The sequence below is a fragment of the Prevotella pallens genome (assembly GCF_900454935.1).
Classification (GTDB): Bacteria; Bacteroidota; Bacteroidia; order Bacteroidales; family Bacteroidaceae; genus Prevotella; species Prevotella pallens.
In genome coordinates this window covers 768,516-792,458 of the sequence record NZ_UGTP01000001.1, presented here as the reverse complement: position 1 = coordinate 792,458, position 23,943 = coordinate 768,516, and the positions used below count along the sequence as shown (strand labels likewise).

The window sequence follows — 23,943 nt, the reverse complement described above, 5'->3', positions numbered from 1 at the left end:
ATAGCACTTTCGGTCTCCATTCTCTATATGTTTAGACGAATTTGATATCATATTAAACTGGATATAACGCTATATTCTTTAGCGCATCACATCATATTAGAACACTGCACTTTACAGATGTACTTTTTTTTGGACATAACACTGAGTTCATTATCAGCCTTGATTTTGTAGTAAAACTGGCTTTAAATAGCAAGAGCCAACACGCTGTTTGGCATGTCGGCTCTTACGGTTCTTATATATATTGCAAATGCAAAAGAGTTCCTTTAGTCTATTCGTCTTCGTCCTTAACTTCTGCTTCGTGTTCAGCAATGAGGGTCTGCTGGAGTTCGTTAGGCACTAGTTCGTAGCTTGAGAACTTGGTGGTGAAACTTGCACGGCCACCTGTCAGCGAACTCAGAGAGATGCTATAGCTTGCCAATTCCTTCAACGGAATCTTGGCTTGCAGCTTCTGGTAGCCAGCTTCGCTATCCATTCCCATTATCATAGCACGACGTCCTTGCAAGTCGCTCATTACGTCGCCCATGTAATCGCCCGGCACATAAACTTCCAAATCGTATATAGGTTCGAGAATTTTCGGTCCTGCAATCTTGAAAGCATCAGAGAAAGCGTGGCGAGCAGCAAGTGTAAACGAAAGTTCATTAGAGTCTACTGGGTGCATCTTACCATCGTAAACAACCACGCGAACATCGCGAGCGTAGCTTCCAGTCAATGGTCCGCGCTCCATACAATCCATAATACCTTTCAAAATAGCTGGCATAAAGCGTGTGTCGATGGCTCCACCTACAACCGAATTGATGAAAACGAGCTTACCGCCCCAAGGCAATGTCTTTTCTTCCTTACCCTTTATATTCATCTTAAACTCTTGTCCGTTGAACTTATACATTGTTGGGTCGGGCATTCCTTCAGCGTATGGCTCTACGATAAGGTGCACTTCGCCAAACTGTCCAGCACCACCGCTCTGCTTCTTGTGGCGATATTCAGCCTTCGCCTGCTTGGTAATGGTTTCACGATAAGGTATGCGAGCTTCCTTGAATACGGTTTGAAGTTTCTCATTATTCTCCAAACGCCACTTCAAAGTGCGCAAGTGGAATTCGCCTTGTCCTTTTACGATGGTCTGACGTAACTCTTTACTTTGCTCAACAAGCCATGTTGGATCTTCTTGACGCATCTTTAACAATGCCGCCATAAGCTTTTCTGTATCTTGAGAGTTTACAGCCTCGATGGCACGCATATACTTTGGATTCGGATACTTAATGAAGTCGAAGTGCTGTTCTACACCCTTACCATTCAATGTATTGCCTGTCTTAACGTCTTTCAATTTCACTGTACAGCCAATATCGCCAGCATTAACTTGCTCAACAGGTATACGGTTTGCACCTGCACAAGCAAACAGTTGTCCGATGCGTTCTTTAGATCCTCGGTCTGCATTAGTTAAGTCGTCGCCCACCTTTATGGCTCCACTCATAACTTTAAAATAGCTCACCTCTCCGATATGTGGTTCTACTCCTGTTTTGAAGAAGTAAACAGATTCAGGACCATTTGAGTCGGGTGTAACTTCTTCTCCACGTGCGTTATGTATTTTTGGCATCTCGCTAACGAAAGGTACAACGTTACCCAAAAACTCCATTAAGCGACGCACGCCCATATCTTTACCAGCACAAACACAGAATACAGGAAAGATGCTACGTGCTACAAGTCCTTTACGAATACCCTCGCGCATTTCGTCTTCGGTTAATGTTTCAGTCTCAAAGAACTTCTCCATCAATGTTTCGTCATTCTCTGCAGCAGCTTCAACCAATGCTTTATGTAGCTCCATAGCCTTATCCATTTCTTCAGCAGGAATATCTTCTATGATAGGCATACCTCCTTCTGGTTTCCAACTGTACTTCTTCATCAACAAAACATCTATAATACTGTTAAAGTTTGCGCCTGTTGCTGTGGGATATTGTATTTGTACACATTTAGGTCCATATATTTCCCGCATACTATTCATAACGTTATCGAAGTCGCATTTCTCGGAATCTAATTGATTGACTAAGAAGATTACAGGTTTCTTCAACTTCTCTGTGTAGCGGAAGTTGTTCTGTGTTCCTACTTCAGGGCCATATTGTCCGTTGATAAGAATCACTGCCTGGTCGGTAACATTCAATGCTGTTATGGCACCACCAATAAAATCATCGCTTCCTGGGCAATCAATTATGTTTAGCTTTTTGTTGTTCCATTCTACATGGAACACTGTAGGAAATACAGAATAGCCGTATTCTTGTTCTACGGGAAAGTAATCGCAAACAGTATTCTTTGCTTCTACTGTACCACGGCGCTTTATTATACCAGCACCAAATAACATACTTTCGGCAAGAGTAGTCTTGCCGCTACCCGCACTGCCAAGCAATGCAATGTTCTTAATCTCGTTTGTTTTATATACTCTCATAACCACAATAGATTTAAAAGGTGTTTCTAAAAGTCTACTATGCAATACATATAAGTCTGTTAGAACGCTACCTTAAGGTTGTTAGTATTATGTTTTGTGTAGGGTTATAAGCTATGCTTATTACTACTGACGCCTAAGTTATACATTTTATTTTATCTAACCAAACTATTCGCTACAAATAATAAAAGTATTAAAAGAAATTATTAATTTTGCACTGAAATAATTCGTTTCAAAGCTTATCACCTTATATAATATATGGCAGGACTTTATTTCCATATTCCTTTTTGTGCAAGCCGATGCATTTATTGTGGCTTTTATTCTACCATAACACCACACGCTGAGAAAGCAAATACGATGGATTTGTATGTAGATGCATTATGCAAAGAAGCCGTAACAGAAAAGAATTACCTTTTCGGAGAATATTCTAACACTGCTGAACGCATTGAAACAATTTACTTCGGAGGTGGTACACCATCGCAATTGCAGGCTTGCCACATTGAGAAGATATTCTGCTGTATTGCCGATAACTATGCCGACAGAATGTTAAACTACAGCGATATGGAAATATCTTTGGAGTGTAACCCTGATGATATTACTACCGAATTTGCCGAAAACCTCAGACACTTGCCTATCAATCGCATATCGATGGGTGCACAGACTTTCTCGGACGAACGATTAAAGTTTCTCCGCCGACGTCATAAAGCTTCCGATGTACGAACTGCTATTGAGCGTCTGCGCTGTGTAGGAATAGAGAATATTTCCATCGACCTTATGTTTGGCTTTCCTAACGAAACCATAGAACAATGGCAACTCGACATTGATAAAGCCATTGCCTTAAACGTTGAACATATTTCGGCTTACAGCCTGATGTACGAAGAGGGCACTCCACTCTACCAACTTCTGCAAAAAGGCTTAGTAAAGGATATGGACGAGGAACTTTATCGCTCAATGTACGACTCTCTTATCGAACGCCTTGCTATCGCCAACTACGAGCAATATGAAATAAGCAACTTTGCCAAACTTACTCATTCTGCGGTTTCTCCTTTCCGTTCGCGCCACAATAGTGCTTATTGGTCTAATAAACCTTATCTTGGCATAGGCGCATCGGCACACAGCTACAACCTTTCCACACGCCGCTGGAACATAGACGACTTACAAAAATACATTGATGGTATTACAAACAACCGCCCCGTCTACGAAGTAGAACCTATTGATGCCAACACACACTACGACGATATAGTTACAACTGCCTTACGTACGCGAAGTGGCATCGACCTTTCTGCTTTATCGTCGCCTTACAAAGAGCACATTGCAAAAGCCTCTGCCCCACTCGTTTCACAAGGGTTGCTCGCCATTACCAATAATCATCTACACCTCACACGCAATGGTATTTACGTAAGCGACTTTGTTATGAGTGAATTAATGTATGTTTAAAACTACACAGTAAAACATTTTTTTTCATTACCTTTGCACATAGAACAAACAGAAACTTACATTTATGACAGAACAGGAATTTGAACAGCTTTGGCAAGCTAACCGCCAACAACTACTCGCAAACGACGAAGAATATCAACGCATAAGCAAAAGCTACACATCGTCGAGTTGGCTCGATTACCTTGTTTCTATTGGCGGATTTGTTATCTGCGAAAAGTTTATACAGGGTTTTAACCTTGGCAACGTATGGACATTCCTCCTTGCAGCACTCGGAATGGTCATCGTCTGGTACGGCTTCCGTCTCATAAAAGGCAGACTAAGCAGCAGCAAAACTCTTGAAGAAGTGGAGCAACGAGTAAAAGCACAATACAAATCTTCCTTACACTAACTGCCCACTCAGCTATAAATTAGATAAGGGAATTGTAAACAGCTCCATTGGTTACTTAGCAATCTAATAGAATACTGCAATTTGTTAGGAAATACTATTAGATATTACTTACTTTTCTTTCAGATATCTGTCACGCTTGTTTCAGATATCTGTCACGCTTGTCTCAGATATCTGTCAATTGCGTTTCAGATATCTATAGATTGAGCTTCGTATATCCATAGATATAGCTTCGTATATCCATAGATGTAGCCTCGTGTATCCATAGATGTAGCTTCGAACATCCATAGATTGAACTTTAAACATCATAGAATATCAGAATTTTTATGAACTTATATTATAACACCTGAAGGATATTTATTCAGATGAAGAATATAAAATCTTTTATTCTCATTGTTTTAATTCAGGCTTCTTATAAATTGTTTAGTAGCAACATATATCTATAGCCTTTGTTATATTAGAATGGAATAAAGTATAATCGCTTTCTTTTCCGAACTTTCCTCTATGTTTTTTCTACAGAACACTAACGCCACCAAAATATTATGAAACAAACAAAAGGCAGACTCTAGATATCTAACAAAGATACTTTTTAGAGTCTGCCTTATTTTCTGTTTCAATTATGCATCGTGTTCACTCAAAATCGTTTGCGCTCGCTCTCTCCTGCTCCTGTGCCTTTATATTTGCTACGTGCCGTGTTGAATTTATAGCGCAAAGTAACATAGAATTCTCGGCTATCTAATTCTTGTTTTGTATCTATGCTTAAGTTATTCGTATAAAGCAACAATTGCTTAGCAGAGCGATTGAACAGATCGTTTACGCCTACAGTAACAGAAAGGCGGTCGTTCAGGAACGCTTTTCTTACAGAGAAGTCAAACGTACAGTTGTTTCTGGTAAGTTTAGCATTCTCTGTCATACCCTTAGAAGTAAGTTTCAAGTTGGCTTCGGCAGTCCAATCGTGCCTGAACTCAAACGAATTGTCCCACTGTATTCCCCACACAGGCTTACTTAAATCTAACTTGCTGCCCAAACGCTCTATGTCGAACCATTGCTTTATGCAAAACAATGTGAGTTGTGGCGACCATACTCCCATTCTCGGTGCAGCGGTAAGGCTCAGTGTTAAGGCAGGAAACCTTTTGAAATTGCGGTAACGCACGTTGGTTATATTCTCATCAGTGCTTTCTTGTTCGTTCCAATACATAATTTTGTTGTGTGTCTGTGTGTAGTTGGCTACAAAGGTAAACCAGTTCCAACTACTCACAAGCGTAATGTTGTGTAGTGTTTCTGGCTTCAGTGTAGGGTTACCACTCTGACGCGTAAAGCGGTTCATATACTCTACGTTTGTACCCAATTGCCTATAAGAGGGGCGCGATGTCTTTGCCGAATAAGAGAGTTGCAAGCCTACTTCCTTTATTCTTGTTGCGAAAGTGAGCGATGGGAACCACTGGTTGTAGGTACGGCTGTGTGCCGGACTATACACTCCTTGTTCGTAATAATCAGAATTTACGTGCTCGTAGCGCAATCCTGCCATAAGCTGACCAATGGGTGTGGGTCGGCTATATTCGAAGAAGAAAGCGTTATTGCGTTCCTTAATGGTTGATGCTGTGCTGGGAACCACGTTTTCTTGATTAACATAATTTTGTTCGTGATTAGTGAAAGTGTTCTCGTTTCCAACCGACAGGCTACCGCCAAACAACGGGTGAGAGAGCACCAGCTTTGTTGCAAAGAACTTGTTTGTGTGTATTCCTGCCGATGTTACCGTGCGATTGGCGTAGTTGGCACTTTGCTCTGTGGTTATGCGGTATTCAGTTTCTCTACCATAATAGTAGTCTGTATTGAAATCTATATCTATCTTTCCTACCTTTCCAACGTAGTAAGCCGAGAGACTTTTGTTAGGAATGGCAGTAGAGTTACCACTAATTTGAGATTCTATATGGTCGAATAGCACATTATTTTTTAGCACATCGGTAGAGAATATACCCGACCCATTGTTTGCACCAACAAGCAAATTGGTGAAGAAACGCGCACCAACAGAGTGGTTGGCACTGAACTCGTAGGCTGCCGAAAACGTATAGTTGTTGTGTGTATTGCGGTATTTAGCCTTTTTAATCCACTTGTTGGTCCACAAATTAGCTGCCTGTACCTCATTGGTAGTGGTCTGATTGTCGTAAGTATTATCGAGTTCGTAAGCCGAACCAGCTGTCAGTTCCAAGCCATTGCGGCGATAATACATATTAAGCTGATTGTTAGTGTCCCAGTTTTCCCAATAATAAGCCGACGTGCGTGCATCGAAACCGAAGCCGTCGCCCACCTTACGCACCGTGTGAATGCGGATAACGGCACTCACCGTGGCATCGTAACGAGCTCCCGGATTGGTTATTACCTCAATGTCCTTAATGTCCGACGAGTTAAGACGTTCTATCTCAGTGGCGTCGGTTATCTTTCTGTTGTTTATATAGATAACTGCTGCTCCTCTACCTATAACAGAATAGCTGCCTTCTTTACCACTCAACAGCGGAATGCGCTTAAGCACATCGTTGCCCGAACCAGCCTTAGCTAACGACGAACCAATGATGGTTGTAACAAGAGCATCGTTTCGTATAGCCATCTTAGGACGTTGCGCTGTAACAGTTACGCCTTCCATTGTTTTTGTTTCTGATTCTGCTTTCAACTGCAAAGTATCGGCAATAAGAGGCAGAAACACATTGCGTTGCTCGTAACCAATACCCGATACACGTAGAAATACTTGGTTGCTATTGGCAGGCAAAGTAAGCAGAAACTTACCCGCATTGTCGGTAACTGCGCCCGTAACGAGCGATGAGTCGCGCACGGAAAGTGCAATAACGTTGGCATACTCAATAGGTAAACGCTGCTCATCGGTTATCCACCCACGAATGGTTTGCTGCGCCTTTGCTACAGTAGAAAACAGTGTCAAGGCTGTAAAAATGGCATAAAACTTTTTCATAACATATTTCGTTTCATTGTCTGACGTTATTATTTCTTTTGCCTGCAAAGGTAAGAAAAGAACAATTATTTATTAAAAAAAACGAATAGACTTTCCATTTCACTGCGTATTTTTACACTTTTGTGTAATGCGCAAGCTACTTTCCAAACTTATTTTAAAGTTACACATTACTCTTATAAGAGCCTATATTAACAAAAAATATAAAGCTATGCTTTGGCGTTTAGCATATTTGCGTTACCTTTGCAACATAAGGCAGCACTTCGGCACTGTCGCTGGTGTTGCAAACACGAGAGGAAAGTCCGGGCAGCAAAGAGTATCCTGCTTCCGAAAATGAAAGCTATTGGCAACAGTAGATGTAGGTAGAAGAAAACAACCGCCTTTAAAAACGAGGTAAGGGTGAGAAGGTAGTGTAAGAGACTACCAGCACGTAGGCGACTGCGTGGCTGTACCGTTCAGGAGCTGCAAGTTCATGTAAACCGTTGTTTGAGGGTTACTCGCCCGAGCCAAATAAGGCACAACGGAGGGTAGAACGCTAAAACGTATGGGGCGACCCTACGGTTAGATAAATGACAGGCGTCCTTACTTGCCGAAAGACAATAAGGAAACAAGACCCGGCTTATAGGAGTGCTGCTTTACACATACTCGCTGCCTCCCCCTCTGTGGGGAGGGAGTTGAGCTATGAAAAAAGGAGAATGTCTGCTTTAACAGCCACCAAGCTGTATGGCAGAAAAGACAAATTACCGTACTATTCTTTATATCTTATGGAAGAAGTTCAAGACTACAGATACATATTAGACGATTTCCAACATCAAGTTGAGAACAAAATTAGAAATCATAAGGACGACCCAGGTTTTCCACAAATGGAAGAAAAGCTGAGCCAACAGGAGTTAGACGATTATCTTTTTGACCACCAAGCTGCACTCGACACTGAAGGAACAGAACGTACGCGATACACCATTGCAGGTTTTCTGATAGCATTGCCTATCATAATACTGTCAGGTTTTTCTGAAGAATCGCTACCAGTAAAAGGCTATCAAGTTGCACTTATGGGCGTTGCCATTGGTCTGGTGCTCTTCGTAATTTATCGTATTGTTATGAAAACCATTGTGCGCAACAAGGTAAAACGTGCAAAAAGAGACTATCCTGAAGCCGCTGCATACGTAGAAAAGGTGATGCGTTTCTAACCTTTTTGGCATACTATGTGCTTAGTTTATATTTGTAACAACAAAGGAAATATATGGAAATACCAGATTTAAGCAAATACAAAGAGAAATTCACAGAAAATGGATTTATTGAGAAAATACATCGCATAGCAAAACGAGCTGGAGCTAAACTGGTTTATGCTGCATTGATATTGTATTACTCTATAGATAGTAACAAAATGTCTATAAAAGATAAAGCCATTATTATAGGGGCATTAGGCTATCTAATAACCCCACTCGATTTTATTCCAGATGCTATTCCGCTTGCCGGATTGGGCGACGATCTCGGTGTACTGATATATGTGTTACAAAAGGTTTGGAGCAATATAGACGAAGAAACAAAACAAAAGGCAAAAAACAAACTGTCGCAATGGTTCGATAAAGATGAAATGAAGGCGACCGAAAACCTATTTACAGATAGAGTGGAGGATCAGCCCATATAAAAGAAAGGATATATATAATGATACAATATACTATTGTAACCATAGTAATAGCTATAGCAACAGCATACGCTATTCGTATGTTAATCAGAACAATAAAGGTATCTAGAAACGCCTGCGGAGGGTGCCCCGGCTGTGCTATTAAGGAGCAAATGATGCGTAAAAAGACAACATATAAATACGAAAGAAGGTAAATTATTTTTTGCAATAGTCTACAAAAAATTTGGTCAAACAAATATTTCTTATTACTTTTGCACACGGATTAAGGCATTGCATTAATCTTGTCGACTAATTATTGGGTGCCTGGGCCGGTCGGTTAGGTAACGGTCTGCAAAACCGTGTAGAGCAGTTCGATTCTGCTAGGCACCTCAAAAGTCCGAAGGAGATACTCCTTCGGACTTTTTTATTGTTCACTACCGAAGTACACTCTTTGGACTGAGTAGAAAAAATATAAAGATACTATAAAAAAGAAAACAATTGTAACTGCTTCCTTCAGCACACAAGTAAACATAAAGTAACATACTGAAATTAAAACACTTATAATACTAACAAAATAAAAACGCTATAGAACAAAGGTGTTCGTTATTATTATCTAAAAAAATATCTTTTAGGTATTAGAATATAAAATTATAAAGGTTGTAGTTTGTTATGATATCTAATTCGTAAATAACAGATATCTAAGACGCAACTGACAGATATCTGAAACGAACGCGACAGATATCTGAGACGAACGTGATAGATATCTAAAATAAAGGTATCTACATGTAACTGATTTTCCTAAACGTCTGAGACTTTTTAGTAGATTTATGAATAAACAGTGGGCATTGGTTATAAGCTTTCTATCTGTTTTTTTACTAAGAATCTATAATACGTATACAGACAGGAAACATTTACAGAATTATGTTCTATCTTTTGTACATAAAACGAAAAACAGAAACAAAGTTATAAAGTAAGCCGAAAACTTTGCTCGGGATAGAAATACAGTACAAGTAAAAAAACAACAAACAGTTGGTAGGTTTATCATAAATAAATAGTATCTTTGCAAATAAACAAAAATAACACTATAATAATAATGGAAAATAAAACACATAGATTTATTTCTACAAAATACGAACTATACAGTATGGAATACGGAAACGAGGTTCTGATAGAGAAAACAGAAGAAAATCGTCCGCTAACATTCTATACAGGGTGCGAAATGGCACTACCCCAATTCGAAGAAATTGCAATAAAAACACCTGTAGGAGAGGATTTCTCATTCGATTTAGCCAAAGGAGAAGCCTATGGAGACTATAACGAAGAAAATGTGTTAGACCTTAATAAAGAGGTATTTTCACAAGGAGGAGAATTCGATAGTAGTAATGTCTATATCGGAGCAACTATCCCTTTGCAAAATCAGGAAGGACAACGTTTTATTGCTCGCGTTATTGATATAACGGAAGATAAAGTTAAAGTTGACCTTAACCACCCTTTGGCAGGAAAAGAATTAAGATTTAAAGGACACATTATTGAAAATCGTGAGGCTACTGATGAAGAAGTAAAAGAATTTTTTGAGAAGCTTAATAGCCACCATTGCAACGGACATTGTGGTTGCCACAAAGGAGAAGGAGACGAAAATAACCAATGCGGCTGTAACGGAAGTGACGAAAGCAATGGCGAAGGCTGCTGTTGTTGTGGCAACTAAAACTCAAAAAATATTATAACCATATATAACAAAACACGAACGAGAAGAATGGCTATATGCCTAATACGTTTGGAACACTTTATACTTTAACTACCTTTGGCGAAAGTCATGGAATTGCAATAGGAGGCATTATAGATGGTATGCCTCCTGGTATAGATATTGATATCGATTTTATTCAGAACGAACTGAATAGACGTAAACCAGGACAAAGCAAAATAACTACGGAGAGAAAAGAAACCGACAAGGTAGAGTTACTAAGTGGAATTTTTGAAGGTAAATCAACTGGTGCACCAATTGGTTTTGTGGTTAGAAATGAAAAACAACAACCGAAAGATTATAAGAATATAAGTACACTCTTCAGACCATCGCACGCCGATTATACTTATTATAAGAAGTATGGTATACGCGACTATAGAGGTGGAGGACGAGCTTCGGCACGTATTACGCTTTCAAGAGTTGTGGCAGGCGCATTGGCTAAACTTGTGCTTAGAAAATACAACATAAGCATACAAGCTTACACATCGCAGGTAGGTAACATAGCATTAGAAAGAGATTACAAAAGGTACGACCTGTCTTTGGCAGAGAAAAACGCTGTGAGATGCCCCGATGAAGCAAAGGCAAAGGAAATGGAAGACCTAATTGCTACTGTGAAAAGCGAAGGCGATACTATAGGTGGAATAATTACCTGTGTGGTAAAAGGATGTCCAATAGGATTAGGAGAACCCGAATTTGGCAAGCTACATGCACAACTTGGTGCGGCAATGCTAAGCATAAATGCAGCCAAAGGCTTTGAGTATGGCGAAGGTTTCGACGGAAGTACATGGAGAGGAAGCCAACAAAACGATTGTTTTATACAAGAAGTAGAAAACGAAAATAGCAAAATAGCAATACAAACAAACCACAGTGGAGGTATACAAGGGGGCATAAGTAACGGAGAGGATATCTTCTTTAGAGTGGCTTTTAAACCAATAGCTACTTTGCGAATGGAACAAGAAACAGTAGATTTCAAAGGAAATAAACAGTTAATAACCGTACAAGGGCGACATGATCCTTGTGTACTTCCAAGAGCCGTTCCTATTGTTGAAGCAATGACTGCAATGACTATATTAGATGCAATATTAGTCAATAATTCCAAAAGAATATAATATATTACGGTAAAAAGCAAATTTTATACAGCAGAAATATTTTTTGTAATTATTTTATCGTAAATTTGTAACATATTTCGTAACTGTTTGAGAAAATAGTGCGGAAACTTTTAGTTAAGTCTAGTTTAGTTTTTGTGTTGGTTGAGAGCGTTCGGTTGAACGCTCTCAAATTTTTTTTAGAAAATAAACACTATTACATCATATCATTTTGGCTAAACAGAAAGAAAAGAGACTGTGGATTTTTGTTGTGAAAACAACTAAAATAGAGAATAAGAATAATACTAAACGATAAATTCACAAGGTTACAAAAATATTGAGTATATTTGCATCGCTATATAGAATTTATCTGCAGTAGAAAATTAAAAAGATGGAATACATAATAAAGCCATATAAGGGTGTAAACGAATATAAATTTGGATGCCTACTGGAAGACATTTTAAGCAAAATAAAAAGCAACTTTAAACGAGTAGACAATAATGGTTTAACAAAACTATACTTAGACAATTTATCTTTAGTTTTCAAAGATAATAAGTTGGTGGAGATTTCTGTTATAGAAAATAAAGATGTTGAATTGTATTACGATGAATACGATTTATTCAGCTACTCAAATATAATTGATAAGCTGAATGAAAGCCATTCGTGCATACATAAATATGGTTTCACGATATTTGATAGCATAGGTGTTGCCTTTAGTGGGTTTCAAGAAGATGAAGGAGATAGAACTGTAACGGTTTATAGTCCGCATTATTGGGACGAAATAGTAAACTAACAACATTCAAATGAATTATGTTTTATAGAACATTATTCTGCAAGATTCGTATTTATTCCTTTTCTTTAGGAAAGAACTAACAAGCCAATAGCAAATAAATGGAAAATTACAAAAGGTATTTCAGAGTGTGTCCGTCAATAGAAAGTTCTATAACTGGGATAACAGACGGTGTTACCAATCAAGTTGAAATACGACTAAAGAAAACGCAGTGTTCCTTTGTTAATACAGCAGACAGAAACTACCTTATGGAATATTGTAGGTGCTTGTGGGAAGGAAGGTTTAATACGAGTATACAAGACTTTCCTATAATTGATGTTTCCAAGATTGGACAGATTGTATATTATAAAACTAAAAAGCGAGTAAAGGAAACAGATTTCATATCGAATATGACGGACAACTCTTTTGGAATGCTCGACTTTATTGTTTCTGAAGAGACTAAAAATGTGCTAGAACTATTCAAATTGCCCTTACATTCAGAAATTCAAGTGAGCATTCCTGAGTTCTCCATTGCAAAGAATTATTATCTTTTAGCTTTCCCTTGCATTCCTCTTGAACAGATAGATTATACGAAAAGCATCATTATAGACTCTATCTCAAGGGAACGTTTAAAGTATTGTTCATTTGAAGAATATAAAAATCGAGAGAATAAGTTCACAGAAATGCACCACATTTTCCTTGCCAAGAAATACGATTTTGACATTTTGAAAGTATCAACAGTTGGGTTATTCTTCTCAGAAAGACTTATCAACTACTTAAAAGAAGCGAAAATAACAGGTTTAAATTTTATGGAGCAAACGCTCGAATAGCAATAACAACTGTTTGTTTTGAAGCAGAAAGCAACATTAAATAATATTCTTTTTAATCAATAAGAAACAAATATGTTCACAAAGACAGCAAAAGCAATTGTACAAGAAGATATAGCAAATCTTGAACAAATAACAGGATACAAGTTACCTCAAGACTTTATTTCTCAATACATAACTTTTAATGGAGGAGTACCTGAAAAGTCGCTTTTCTGCGATACAGAAGATGAAGAAGAAGGCTACGAGATTAGTTTTTACCTCCCAATAAAGTATTATAGCGATGACTTAGGAGAGATGAAAATAGAGAAGAGCTATGCAAAACTTACTTCAGTAAACGTTCCATCTCACTACTTACCATTTGCAGTTGATTGGGGAGGAAACTACTTTGCCATAGATTTACAGTCGGGAAATATCGTTTTATTGTTTATGGATTTAGGAGAATTTACTGAAGACTGCGTTGAATATTTGGCAGAAAGTTATAGCGAATTTGTTGAGAACTTAGTAAAAGTAGAAGATTAGTTCCTTTTTCATTCAACAGCAATAAGCCCAAATTAGGAACACATCTTTTATATGTATAACACACCAATATAATTGGACGGAATAAAAAATATGGCGCCATATCTACTAAAATATGACGCCATATTTATATGAATAAGATATCATTCCTCGCTAAAAAACAAAAGAATCAAGCAGAAGTGATCGTTATTCTACACAACCAATGATTTCATTTATCGACTTGCAACTATGGTTTTCTAACCACTCGTTAATGCCATTACGCACTTTTAACGTAACTTGTGGATCTACAAAATTAGCAGTACCAATTTGTATTGCAGTTGCACCTGCCATTAAAAATTCTATTGCATCAGCAGCTGTAGAAATACCACCAAGTCCTATAACTGGTATTTTAACGGCATGAGCAACATCGTAAACCATACGAAGAGCTACTGGTTTTACAGCTGGACCACTTAATCCACCAGTGCGAATACTAAGACGATGGGCACGCTTCTCAATATCAATAGACATTCCCATAAGAGTATTTATGAGCGAAACAGCATCGGCTCCTTCATCTTCGCACGAACGAGCTATACTTGCAATATCTGTTACGTTAGGCGAAAGCTTCACGATAAGAGTTTTATGGTAATGTTTACGAACTTCACGAACTATAGTAGAAGCTCCAGAACAAGTTACTCCAAACGCCATTCCTCCTTCTTTAACATTCGGACATGATATATTTAGTTCAATAGCAGGAATTTTATCGAGTGCATTTAATTTTTCTGCAGCTTTTGCATAAGTTTCTGGAGAGTTGCCACTAACATTCACAATAATATTAGTATCTATATTGCTGACTTCTGGGTAAATGTGTTCAATAAAATAATCAACACCTTTATTTTGTAGTCCAACACAATTAAGCATACCCATAGCAGTTTCTACCATTCGAGGATAATCGTTACCTTCACGCGGATTAAGGGTGGTTCCTTTAACGATAATACCTCCAAGTTGGTCTAAAGGAACAAAATCTTTAAACTCAATACCATAACCAAAGGTTCCACTGGCGGTCATTACTGGATTCTTTAATCGCAAATTACCAATCTTAATTCTTAAATCTGCCATTACTTCTGTCTATTTATTAATTCGCTATATTTTATATGTAACACCTAAAACTATCATTAAAGGCATATTCACCATAATAATTTATTTACATCGAATACTGGTCCTTCTGTACAAACACAAAGATTACCTTTCGATGTTTTCTCAACACAACAAAGACATGCACCTAATCCGCATGCCATAAGATTTTCTAAAGAAGCTTCACAACGAATATTATTTGCTTGTGCGTACTTTGCTACAGAAACCATCATAGGTTTAGGACCACAAGTAGAAATTTGATTGAAATGATATTTACTCAATATAGAATGATTGGTAACATAGCCTTTTTCGCCCATAGAACCGTCTTCTGTTGTAACAAAAGTTTCTCCATATTTTCTAAATTCATCTAATTCTAATAAATCAGAAGCTGTACGAGCACCCAACAAAAAGGTTACTGATATGCCGCGTTCTTTACAAAGTTTTCCAAAATAAAGTAAAGGCGCAACACCAACACCACCACCTATAAGTAAAACTTTGTCGGATAAAGATGCTGGATAAGTAAAACCATTGCCCAAAGGAAATACACAATTAAGCGTATCTCCAGACTTAACAGCAGCTATTGTTTGTGTTCCATTTCCAACTTCGGCTACAAGTAACCATAATTCGTTACGTAGCTTATCAACAAAATTTATAGAGATAGGGCGACGAAGATAAGTTGAAGATGAACCATCAACACGTATTTCTACAAATTGACCAGGTAACATATCGGGCAATTTCGTATCGTGAGTGAGCTTTATTAGTACATTACGTTTGTTTAAACGTTCTGTAGATACTACTTTTAAATCGAGAATAAACTTTTGTTTCATAATGATATTATAGGAAATCTCGTTGCAAAGATACACAAAAAACTACAGCTATCTACTATTTATATTGCTTTTAGCAAGTAAAAAAAATCTATAAGAGAGAATTATACAAGTGAAACAAAAGCAAAAGAATTATTGCCTTTGTATTATTCCATAAAATTAGTAATAGTATATATAATAATGTAAGATAAAAGAGATAAAACTATATGGCATATTGAATTATTATGCATAATAATATTACATATTTATCCTTAAATATATGAATAAAAAATTGAAATTCTAAAGATACTAAAACTCTTCGTCAAAGAATTAATGGGATAAAGACACTGAATAAAAAAAATAAAGCTCCTCTATGATTTAAGATATCAAAAGGAGCTAAACTGTAGAAAGCAGTTATAGATAGCGAAAATGAAATGTTAATTTTTAGAGCAGAAAATCATTTTTTAGGTACAAATGTTTCCCACGTTTGGTCATCGAAAAAGATACGTATTTCGGTAATATTACGTTGTGGTTTGTCAATATATTTCACCTCTGTTTTGATGATATCCTTTGTTTGAGGAGAAACATTTCTACTGTTCTGAGATTCATTTATAGACGAAACTGAAGGAGCTGGAGGAATATCATTAAATAGATTTAAGTTTGTAGGTAAAGCGTCCATATTAGATTCGTTTTTAGCTTCAGTTGCTTCATCATTAAACATAGGTTCTGTTCCATACATAAGCCAATCGAGGCTAATTTTAGGAAATTTTCCTTTTATAGCTTCAACAGTATTTAATGTGGGTTTTGTTCGTCCATTAAAGATACTACTAAGCGAAGCAGACGAAATTCCAATGAAGTCTGCAAATGTTTGTTGAGTCATGTGCTGACTCTCCATTAGGCGTTTTATTCTATCTTTCATAAGTTGTCTGTACCAAATTCTACCCATTCAGGGTATTTTTAATGATTTTACAAAGGTAAAACAAATAATTTATAAAACCAAATTTATAGAAATGTATTTTACTTTTTAAATTTTACGTTTTGATATTTAAACTTGTAAATTAAAATATTTATATCGTGTGCAATTTACGTTTACATATACAAATCTAAATATTTGGACTGTTTTATTGATTAAGCTTTTAAATAGCCTATTTACATATAATATTGGTTTATAATGCGCTATTAAGATAAATATATAGGGGGTTATACAGTATATACATGGTTTGGTACTGAATATTTCACTTTTTTGTCGCAGTTTTATTAATAAAAACGTATAAACTGTTGATTTCTAATATATTATGTGGCTTATTACACAATGCATATTTAAACATTTACAAATAAATATCACCGTGTTTAGATTTATAATTACAAATATAAATCTCCTGTGTGCATATTATAAATGCACGAATTTATATATACAAATCTAAATATTATGTTTTTATTTTTAATATATAAAATGATAGTTTACAGATATAAATGTTAATGAATTGAAATAATAAATTTATAGATTTAGAAATGAGCTAAAAATAGCGTAATTTAAATATTTTGAACCAAAGTAAAGGTAGATTTTAAATAAGCAAACTACAAAGAAGATAAATTGACATAAACTTCACATTATCAACGTATTATAGAAAAATACGAGATAAAATAAACTTCTTTTTTAGGTTCTAAAAAATATAGATAATGGCATTTTTTAGTGTTTTTAGAGCCTTCTTTTAATGTTTTTGGCAATAAAAACGTCCATTTAGTGGTATTAGAAACCATAAAATGGACGTTTTTGGTTTTATTTTTAAGACTAAACTTATGTTTTTATCAATGCAAAATGAAAAAGATTACTTCTTTCATCAAATCCCCTGCCCCAGTGCTTACATTATTTAAGCCTTTACTTTTCGCATCAACTTCTCTAATTTTTGCAATGATATCCATTGTTTTTCTTGCACTGTAATTTCTCATTCCAATAATATATTCCTTCGCTCCCCAGTTGTTTTTTAACCCTAATATTTGTACAATATCGCTTTCCGATTTGTTGTTTGGAGAATAGAAAACTATCATTAAATTTTGAAAATAAGAGAAGAGTAATGGCAAGAAAGAATAGAGTGAACCTGCCTTTGGATTACTAATAAAATAATTTACAATTTGATTGGCTTTAAAAACGTTGCGATTTACTATAGCATCGCGCAATTCGAAAGTGTTAAAATTCTTACTCACGCCAACTTCTTTTTCCACAATATCTGGTGTTATTCTTTTATCGTTTTCAGATAATGAGAGAGCTACTTTATCAAGTTCAGAAGTTAAACGACTCAAATCTGCTCCAATATGGTCTGCCATCATTTGAGTTGCTTTTGGTTCTATTGTTATTTTATTTGCTGCTAAATAATTTTGCATAAAACCTGCAAGTTGGTATTCTTTTAATTTTTTACTTTCAAATACCACTCCATGGGCTTCTGCTAAACTTATTACTTTTTTTCGGGCATCAATTTTTCCATTTTTATGGCACCAAACCAGAATTGTTGTTTTAGCTGGATTTTTTAAATATTTCTCTAATGCATCGAGCGAATGAATATTTTGTGCTTCTTTTACTATCACAACTTGATATTCTGCCATCATTGGAAAACGTTTCGCCATATCGGTTACTTGTACTGCCGAAACATCTGCCCCAAAGCATATATTCAAATTAAAATCTTGTTCGGCAGGCGTAAGCACATTTTCTGCGATATAATTTGTTATTTGGTCTATATAGTAAGCTTCTTCGCCCATTAATATATATATAGGTGAGAACCGCCGTGCTTTCAGGTCTTTCATTATATCCTGAAAAGTTTTTCCTTGTTTTGCTGGCATTTATTGCTTTTATTAAAATTTCTGTTGCACCATCAATTATTTTTCAGCATTAACAGATGCCTGCAATCAGAAAAAATTTCTATATTTGTACTGAATTTCTGCCAATAGTTTGCTTAAAAACTGCTGAGCAAAATTCTATCGTCTGCAAAGTTAGTTTATTAATAAGAGATAACAAAATATTGCAAGACCTTATATATTTCATATAACATATTCTTGCAAGAAGAAAACAACAAATAAACAATGCCACAATTAAATCTTCCAGTCTACGATATTAAGATAAAAGAAGAAAACGGACAACGCAAAATTTTTGATATTTTGCGCAGAAAATACCTTGTTATTACACCCGAAGAATGGGTCCGCCAGCATTTCATTCACTACCTTATAGAACATAAAAACTACCCGATGGGCTTACTTGCCAACGAAATTTCACTTTCTATTGGCGAAAAAGTTATCCGTGCCGACAGTGTTTTATACGACAAGTGTTTGCGTCCACGAATGATTATAGAATACAAAGCACCCCACATTCAGCTAACACAAAAAGTATTCGACCAAATTTCTGCATACAATCTCCTACTCCATGTAGACTATCTCATTGTTTCTAACGGAATAGATACCTACATTTGCAAGATGGATTACGAGCATCAAACTTATACTTTCTTGTCTTCGATACCTGATTATAAAGAATTATAACTCCTATTTTTTCATTATTCTACTCCTATTTTGGTGCATAAAACTACAAAAAAATCGATTCTACCAAAAAGAAAAAACAAGCCAGATGCAGGAATATTGCCATATAAAATAAGTTCGTAAATAATAGAAACTCAAAAACAACTACGCCAGATAATATAAAGACAACCCAAATGCCTACTATTTCATCATAAATTTTAAACTTGTACCACTATATAAGAAGCAGGTTTCCTGGTAGTTACAATACATAGAAAAAATATAATAAGAAAATATTTTTTTTAAATAACAAAATAAAAAAATGTAATAAGAAAAATGGAGAATTACAATTACAAAATTAGAATACCCGTATAAAAATAAATAGAAAGCCCTAATAATAGCAGAAAAATACGATGGACGTTTCACAGATTAAAATGTAAGCTCTACCAATTATTCAAGTTACCAGCACCCTTAATGCACTATTTTTTCTACAACCTTACGGTTATCCACGTTATTTTATTTTAGAAAAAGCCAGCTTCTGCTGCGAAACAATAAGCAAATTCTAACTCTGGTTACTTTACTTTTTCAATTAACGGTCGTCATTTGGCATCATACGCTGTACGTTTAAAATTAATTACAATCGAACTTCGTAAACATCGAATCAGCCTAATATAAAGCAGTTCTTCGAACAACAAATTAAAACAAGTTAATTGCTAATATTTCTACTAAATTAATAAAAACACACTCCGCTTCTCCGCCTTTTAAAAGATTTTTTTGTAAATATTTCCTCTATATCCCCCCCTAAAAATAAAGTGTTTTGTTGTTATTCTGGAACTATCACTTATTTGTCTCGTTGCCAAACACAATTATTATATAACATAGAATGAAACCAAAAAAGTTAAATATCGTTATTATCTATATGCGTCAAAAGAAATTATTAACATATTAAAGTAAAAATAAATATCTTTGTAACAGACAAATAGGAAGTTTAATCTCAGCGAATTTACTTTAGAAGTAATCTAACTCTTTCAATGGCAAGTATGTTATCTGACTATAAGAAAATTAATTTATGAAACAAAAAGTACAGATAAATTCTTAACAGAAGGAAAAAGCAAGAGTTTTTCTTTCTGTTCTATTTTAAAAGATGTAAAATATTCACAAAAATGAGTATATATTCAATAAATGGTTGCATTTTCTTAGGAACGTCTATAGGTTATCTTTTTAAAATAGAATCTATAACCTACGCAACCTCTATATTTTGTATAATAGCAATATACAAGCTATTAAAAACAAAATATAAAAAAGTAACATATATTTATTCTATCTTAATGATAGCATTCTATATTTTGTCGCTTTATGTTTCTGTGTCTATTCCTAAAAACTTATAATTGCAGATTTGTGTTTGGAATATAACAATTCAGAAATATACACAAGAAACGGCACTATACAAAAAAATCCATCAACATTGCAGGAAAGCAATATTGATGGATTTTTATTTTTTTCAGAATTCAATAAAGATATTACAACTTTATTCAGCCTCGTCTTCCTTTTTCTTACGAGTTGTACGACGCTTTTTAGGTTTTTCTTCTGTTTCTTGAAGCTTAACACCAGCCAATTCAGGGTCGATAAGAATACGTCCGCAATATTCGCACACAATAATTTTCTTGTGCATTTTAATATCTAACTGGCGCTGAGGAGGAATTTTATTAAAGCAACCACCACAAGCATCGCGTTGAACATATACAATTCCGAGTCCGTTTCTTGCTCCTTTACGAATACGCTTAAAACTACGCAACAAACCTGGTTCTATTTTTGTTTCTATTTCAGCAGCTTTTTCTTTTAGGTCGTTCTCTTCCTCGCGTGTTTCCTGCATAATTTCGTCGAGTTCAGCACGTTTTTCTTCGAGGGCTCTGTAACGATCTTCCAAAATTTCTTCGGTATTAGCCAAACTATTCTTGCGTTCTTGTATTCTAGTTTGTGCTTCCTCCATTTTCTTTTTACAGAGTTCAATTTCCAATGTTTGGAACTCTATTTCTTTTGTCAGCATATCATATTCGCGGTTATTAGCCACTTGGTCTAATTGCTGATTATAACGTTCCAAACTAGCTTTTGCACGTTCTATATCGCCTTTTCGCTGTGAAATTGCGCGTTGAAAATCGTCTATTTCATATCGTATTTTATCAATACGAGTGTTCAAACCAGCTATTTCGTCTTCCAAATCACGCACTTCAAGAGGCAATTCTCCACGCAATGCACGTTTTTCATCTATAGCCGAAAGAGTTGTTTGCAACTGATAAAGATGCTTCAACTTGTCTTCCACCGATAAGTCTTTAGGGTCTTTCTTTGCCATTGTTGTATTTTTATTTTATGTTTATTTTTATATTTCGCTCTATCTTACACCTTATTATATATATATAATAGGGTTGGTATTAATTTTTGTTATATGGCACACCACGCCTTTACACTGGTTTTCTATAATGCTTTTAAACACTTCTGTTGTGAATTGTTCACTTTGATAGTGTCCAATAGAACATATTTGTATTTGCTGTTCGTATCCAAAGAAATCATGATAATGCATTTCTCCTGTAATAAAAGCATCAGCACCTTCGTTTATTGCTGTTTTCAACAGAAAAGCGCCAGCACCTCCGCAAAGTGCAACATGTTTTATGGGGCGGCGTAATAATTGGTTTGCTTGCACACATTCTACATTAAATGTTTGTTTTAAAAGCAATACAAAATCATCAGCAGCCAATGGTTTTGTTAATTCGCCAATTACACCCAATCCACCTATAACCTCACCATTATTAGTTTGAACAGACTGCGTTTTACCTAAGAATCGCACATTCTGTAAATCAATTTTCTCTGCAATTTTAAAGTTTACGCCTCCTGCGGCAGCATCAATATTCGTATGCATTGCCACAATAACAATGTCGTTCTTTATTGCTTTTATAACTATTCGCTGTATATAATCTTTATCAGATATCTGCGAAAGCTTATTAAAAATGAGAGGATGGTGTGCAACTATCAAGTTACAACCGAGTTTTATCGCCTCGTTCAAAACATTTTCTGTTACGTCAAGGCACAATAAAGCCCCTGACACTTCCGCCTCTGTTAATCCAACTTGCAAGCCAGCATTATCATAGCTCTCTTGTAAGGGCAGAGGCGCGAACTTTTCAAGGGCATCAATTACTTCCTTAATCTTCACGCTACGCATAAATTTAGGTTGCAAAGATACGAATTTAAACTTAAAGTACAATGTATCAAACTTTAATTCTTCCTAATTTAGTATGTTTTCCTCCTTTCTTGTTTCTTTCTATTCGGTATTTATTCATTAAAGTATAGAAAAAACATAACAATTACAAAAAAGCTGCTTACAAGTTTTGATAAGCTTTGCTTTTTAACTATCTTTGCAATTAATAGTTCAATAAAATAAAATTTAAACATGGAAATAGCAGAGAGATTTATTAACTATACTAAATTTGACACACAGTCGGCAGACGAATCTGAAACTGTGCCGAGTACTGCGAAACAACTTATTTTCGCTAAATATTTAAAGGAAGAACTCGAACGTGAAGGTTTAAAAGAAGTGGAAATGGACGAGAAAGGTTATATCTACGCAACTCTTCCAGCTACAACAACAAAAAAAGTTCCTACTATTGGTTTTATCGCACACTACGATACAGCACTTGATGCAAGTGGTGCTAATATTAAAGCACGCATAGTAAAAAACTATGATGGAGGCGATATAAAGTTAAACGAAAATATGGTTTCATCGCCAAAACAATTCCCTGAATTGCTAAAACATAAAGGAGAAGACCTTATAGTTACTGATGGTACTACCCTACTTGGTGCAGACGATAAAGCCGGAATAGCCGAAATAGTACAAGCAATGTGCTATTTGCGCGACCACCCAGAGATAGAACATGGCAAAATTCGTGTTGGTTTCAATCCAGACGAAGAGATTGGACGTGGCGCACACCATTTTGATGTTGAAAAATTTGGTTGTGAATGGGCTTACACTATGGATGGTGGAGATATAGGACAATTAGAGTACGAAAACTTTAATGCTGCTGGAGCAAAGGTTTACATTAAGGGATTGAGTGTTCATACGGGCTATGCAAAAGGCAGAATGGTTAATGCCAGCAGATTAGCAATAGAATTTAATCAAATGCTACCACAAGATGAAATTCCTGAAACTACTGAAGGCTACGAAGGATTTTATCATTTACTCGGAATTGAAAGCCGTTGTGAAGAAGCTAAGCTAAGTTATATTATTCGCGACCACAACAGAGAAAAATTTGAGGAACGCAAAAGAATAATGGAGAATTGCGTAAAAGCAATGAATGAAAAATATGGCGAAGGCACGGTTAAAATTAAGATGAACGACCAATATTATAACATGAAAGAAAAAATAGATCCAAATATTCATGTTATAGACCTTGTTGTAAAAGCTATGCAAGAAGCAGAAGTTACACCATTAGTACAACCTATTCGTGGTGGAACAGATGGAGCACAACTTAGTTTTAAAGGGCTTCCATGTCCTAATATTTTTGCTGGTGGTGTTAATTTCCATGGACCTTACGAATTTGTATCTATCCAAGTAATGGAGAAGGCAATGCAAGTTGTCATTAATATTAGCCGTCTTACAGCTAGATATAACGATTAATTAGATATTAATTTAACTACTTTCGATTATTTATAAAAACAGAAATGAACGCTATAAGGTTTGCTTACACCTAAAAGGGTTAAGCAAGTTCTTAT

The 23,943-nt window shown here is 35.8% G+C and carries 20 protein-coding genes, 1 tRNA gene and 1 other RNA gene; 14 read left to right on the top strand and 8 right to left on the bottom strand.

Annotated features, from left to right (window positions below):
* Positions 1–268: 268 nt before the first annotated feature.
* Positions 269–2,431: an elongation factor G gene (locus DX009_RS03450; protein WP_115083015.1), complete on the bottom strand. Its 2,163-nt coding sequence runs from the start codon at positions 2,429–2,431 to the stop codon at positions 269–271.
* Positions 2,432–2,686: 255 nt separating this feature from the next.
* Between DX009_RS03450 and hemW the strand changes: the two genes are divergently transcribed.
* A complete protein-coding gene (hemW, locus tag DX009_RS03445; RefSeq protein WP_115083014.1) occupies positions 2,687–3,865 on the top strand; it encodes a radical SAM family heme chaperone HemW in 1,179 nt (392 codons plus the stop codon).
* 64 nt (positions 3,866–3,929) lie between these two features.
* Positions 3,930–4,253, top strand: a complete 324-nt coding sequence (locus tag DX009_RS03440) for a hypothetical protein (protein WP_006045358.1) — start codon at positions 3,930–3,932, stop codon at positions 4,251–4,253.
* 631 nt (positions 4,254–4,884) lie between these two features.
* Here DX009_RS03440 and DX009_RS03435 read toward each other — a convergent pair.
* The gene (locus DX009_RS03435) at positions 4,885–7,212 is read right to left on the bottom strand and encodes a TonB-dependent receptor domain-containing protein (protein WP_115083803.1); all 2,328 of its coding nucleotides are present in this window, start codon (positions 7,210–7,212) and stop codon (positions 4,885–4,887) included.
* 252 nt (positions 7,213–7,464) lie between these two features.
* Here DX009_RS03435 and rnpB point away from each other — a divergent pair.
* The 10 genes from rnpB to DX009_RS03390 all read left to right on the top strand — a co-directional run bounded on the left by rnpB (position 7,465) and on the right by DX009_RS03390 (position 13,774).
* Positions 7,465–7,847, top strand: an RNA gene (rnpB, locus tag DX009_RS03430) — RNase P RNA component class A.
* Positions 7,848–7,973: 126 nt separating this feature from the next.
* Complete coding sequence (locus DX009_RS03425; RefSeq protein ID WP_115083802.1) at positions 7,974–8,396, top strand: hypothetical protein; 423 nt, start codon at positions 7,974–7,976, stop codon at positions 8,394–8,396.
* Between the two features lie 53 nt (positions 8,397–8,449).
* On the top strand, positions 8,450–8,857 hold the full coding sequence (locus tag DX009_RS03420) for a YkvA family protein (protein ID WP_115083013.1): 408 nt from the start codon (positions 8,450–8,452) through the stop codon (positions 8,855–8,857).
* Positions 8,858–8,874: 17 nt separating this feature from the next.
* Positions 8,875–9,048, top strand: coding sequence for a FeoB-associated Cys-rich membrane protein (locus tag DX009_RS03415; protein ID WP_115083012.1), 174 nt, complete (start codon positions 8,875–8,877; stop codon positions 9,046–9,048).
* 104 nt (positions 9,049–9,152) lie between these two features.
* A tRNA-Cys gene (locus DX009_RS13280) sits at positions 9,153–9,223 on the top strand.
* A gap of 703 nt (positions 9,224–9,926) precedes the next feature.
* Positions 9,927–10,538: an FKBP-type peptidyl-prolyl cis-trans isomerase gene (locus DX009_RS03410; RefSeq protein ID WP_006045363.1), complete on the top strand. Its 612-nt coding sequence runs from the start codon at positions 9,927–9,929 to the stop codon at positions 10,536–10,538.
* Between the two features lie 56 nt (positions 10,539–10,594).
* Entirely contained in the window at positions 10,595–11,683 is a 1,089-nt protein-coding gene (aroC, locus tag DX009_RS03405) for a chorismate synthase (protein ID WP_115083011.1), read from the top strand.
* Between the two features lie 367 nt (positions 11,684–12,050).
* Positions 12,051–12,452 carry a thymidylate kinase gene (locus DX009_RS03400; protein ID WP_115083010.1) on the top strand — a complete coding sequence of 134 codons (402 nt, stop codon included), beginning with the start codon at positions 12,051–12,053 and terminating at the stop codon, positions 12,450–12,452.
* A gap of 98 nt (positions 12,453–12,550) precedes the next feature.
* Positions 12,551–13,258 (top strand): hypothetical protein, encoded by a 708-nt coding sequence (locus DX009_RS03395; RefSeq protein ID WP_115083009.1) that lies wholly within the window; start codon positions 12,551–12,553, stop codon positions 13,256–13,258.
* A gap of 72 nt (positions 13,259–13,330) precedes the next feature.
* Positions 13,331–13,774, top strand: coding sequence for an SMI1/KNR4 family protein (locus DX009_RS03390; RefSeq protein ID WP_115083008.1), 444 nt, complete (start codon positions 13,331–13,333; stop codon positions 13,772–13,774).
* 183 nt (positions 13,775–13,957) lie between these two features.
* Here DX009_RS03390 and DX009_RS03385 read toward each other — a convergent pair whose 3' ends face one another.
* The 4 genes from DX009_RS03385 to holA all read right to left on the bottom strand — a co-directional run bounded on the left by DX009_RS03385 (position 13,958) and on the right by holA (position 18,519).
* Positions 13,958–14,866, bottom strand: coding sequence for a dihydroorotate dehydrogenase (locus DX009_RS03385; RefSeq protein WP_115083007.1), 909 nt, complete (start codon positions 14,864–14,866; stop codon positions 13,958–13,960).
* A 68-nt stretch (positions 14,867–14,934) separates the two neighbouring features.
* Positions 14,935–15,708 carry a dihydroorotate dehydrogenase electron transfer subunit gene (locus DX009_RS03380; RefSeq protein WP_006045369.1) on the bottom strand — a complete coding sequence of 258 codons (774 nt, stop codon included), beginning with the start codon at positions 15,706–15,708 and terminating at the stop codon, positions 14,935–14,937.
* 433 nt (positions 15,709–16,141) lie between these two features.
* Positions 16,142–16,603, bottom strand: a complete 462-nt coding sequence (locus DX009_RS03375) for a helix-turn-helix domain-containing protein (protein WP_040595657.1) — start codon at positions 16,601–16,603, stop codon at positions 16,142–16,144.
* Positions 16,604–17,493: 890 nt separating this feature from the next.
* Positions 17,494–18,519: a DNA polymerase III subunit delta gene (holA, locus tag DX009_RS03370; protein WP_115083006.1), complete on the bottom strand. Its 1,026-nt coding sequence runs from the start codon at positions 18,517–18,519 to the stop codon at positions 17,494–17,496.
* Between the two features lie 240 nt (positions 18,520–18,759).
* On the opposite strand from holA, the gene DX009_RS03365 reads away from it, so the two are divergent.
* Complete coding sequence (locus DX009_RS03365) at positions 18,760–19,209, top strand: type I restriction enzyme HsdR N-terminal domain-containing protein (protein WP_006045373.1); 450 nt, start codon at positions 18,760–18,762, stop codon at positions 19,207–19,209.
* Positions 19,210–20,710: 1,501 nt separating this feature from the next.
* Here the strand turns inward: DX009_RS03365 and DX009_RS03355 are convergent.
* Together DX009_RS03355 and DX009_RS03350 are read right to left on the bottom strand one after the other, a co-directional pair.
* Entirely contained in the window at positions 20,711–21,532 is an 822-nt protein-coding gene (locus DX009_RS03355; protein WP_006045376.1) for a zinc ribbon domain-containing protein, read from the bottom strand.
* A gap of 54 nt (positions 21,533–21,586) precedes the next feature.
* Positions 21,587–22,396, bottom strand: a complete 810-nt coding sequence (locus DX009_RS03350; protein ID WP_115083004.1) for a Nif3-like dinuclear metal center hexameric protein — start codon at positions 22,394–22,396, stop codon at positions 21,587–21,589.
* A 228-nt stretch (positions 22,397–22,624) separates the two neighbouring features.
* Here DX009_RS03350 and pepT point away from each other — a divergent pair, with 228 nt between their 5' ends.
* A complete protein-coding gene (gene pepT / locus DX009_RS03345) occupies positions 22,625–23,848 on the top strand; it encodes a peptidase T (protein WP_115083003.1) in 1,224 nt (407 codons plus the stop codon).
* Positions 23,849–23,943: the final 95 nt, after the last annotated feature.

What these genes read in the sequence shown, in the direction of transcription:
- DX009_RS03450 (WP_115083015.1), bottom strand. Translation starts at nt 2,431, where the DNA reads ATGAGAGTATATAAAACAAACGAGATTAAGAACATTGCATTGCTTGGC.
- hemW (WP_115083014.1), top strand. Translation starts at nt 2,687, where the DNA reads ATGGCAGGACTTTATTTCCATATTCCTTTTTGTGCAAGCCGATGCATT.
- DX009_RS03440 (WP_006045358.1), top strand. Translation starts at nt 3,930, where the DNA reads ATGACAGAACAGGAATTTGAACAGCTTTGGCAAGCTAACCGCCAACAA.
- DX009_RS03435 (WP_115083803.1), bottom strand. Translation starts at nt 7,212, where the DNA reads ATGAAAAAGTTTTATGCCATTTTTACAGCCTTGACACTGTTTTCTACT.
- DX009_RS03425 (WP_115083802.1), top strand. Translation starts at nt 7,974, where the DNA reads ATGGAAGAAGTTCAAGACTACAGATACATATTAGACGATTTCCAACAT.
- DX009_RS03420 (WP_115083013.1), top strand. Translation starts at nt 8,450, where the DNA reads ATGGAAATACCAGATTTAAGCAAATACAAAGAGAAATTCACAGAAAAT.
- DX009_RS03415 (WP_115083012.1), top strand. Translation starts at nt 8,875, where the DNA reads ATGATACAATATACTATTGTAACCATAGTAATAGCTATAGCAACAGCA.
- DX009_RS03410 (WP_006045363.1), top strand. Translation starts at nt 9,927, where the DNA reads ATGGAAAATAAAACACATAGATTTATTTCTACAAAATACGAACTATAC.
- aroC (WP_115083011.1), top strand. Translation starts at nt 10,595, where the DNA reads ATGCCTAATACGTTTGGAACACTTTATACTTTAACTACCTTTGGCGAA.
- DX009_RS03400 (WP_115083010.1), top strand. Translation starts at nt 12,051, where the DNA reads ATGGAATACATAATAAAGCCATATAAGGGTGTAAACGAATATAAATTT.
- DX009_RS03395 (WP_115083009.1), top strand. Translation starts at nt 12,551, where the DNA reads ATGGAAAATTACAAAAGGTATTTCAGAGTGTGTCCGTCAATAGAAAGT.
- DX009_RS03390 (WP_115083008.1), top strand. Translation starts at nt 13,331, where the DNA reads ATGTTCACAAAGACAGCAAAAGCAATTGTACAAGAAGATATAGCAAAT.
- DX009_RS03385 (WP_115083007.1), bottom strand. Translation starts at nt 14,866, where the DNA reads ATGGCAGATTTAAGAATTAAGATTGGTAATTTGCGATTAAAGAATCCA.
- DX009_RS03380 (WP_006045369.1), bottom strand. Translation starts at nt 15,708, where the DNA reads ATGAAACAAAAGTTTATTCTCGATTTAAAAGTAGTATCTACAGAACGT.
- DX009_RS03375 (WP_040595657.1), bottom strand. Translation starts at nt 16,603, where the DNA reads ATGAAAGATAGAATAAAACGCCTAATGGAGAGTCAGCACATGACTCAA.
- holA (WP_115083006.1), bottom strand. Translation starts at nt 18,519, where the DNA reads ATGCCAGCAAAACAAGGAAAAACTTTTCAGGATATAATGAAAGACCTG.
- DX009_RS03365 (WP_006045373.1), top strand. Translation starts at nt 18,760, where the DNA reads ATGCCACAATTAAATCTTCCAGTCTACGATATTAAGATAAAAGAAGAA.
- DX009_RS03355 (WP_006045376.1), bottom strand. Translation starts at nt 21,532, where the DNA reads ATGGCAAAGAAAGACCCTAAAGACTTATCGGTGGAAGACAAGTTGAAG.
- DX009_RS03350 (WP_115083004.1), bottom strand. Translation starts at nt 22,396, where the DNA reads ATGCGTAGCGTGAAGATTAAGGAAGTAATTGATGCCCTTGAAAAGTTC.
- pepT (WP_115083003.1), top strand. Translation starts at nt 22,625, where the DNA reads ATGGAAATAGCAGAGAGATTTATTAACTATACTAAATTTGACACACAG.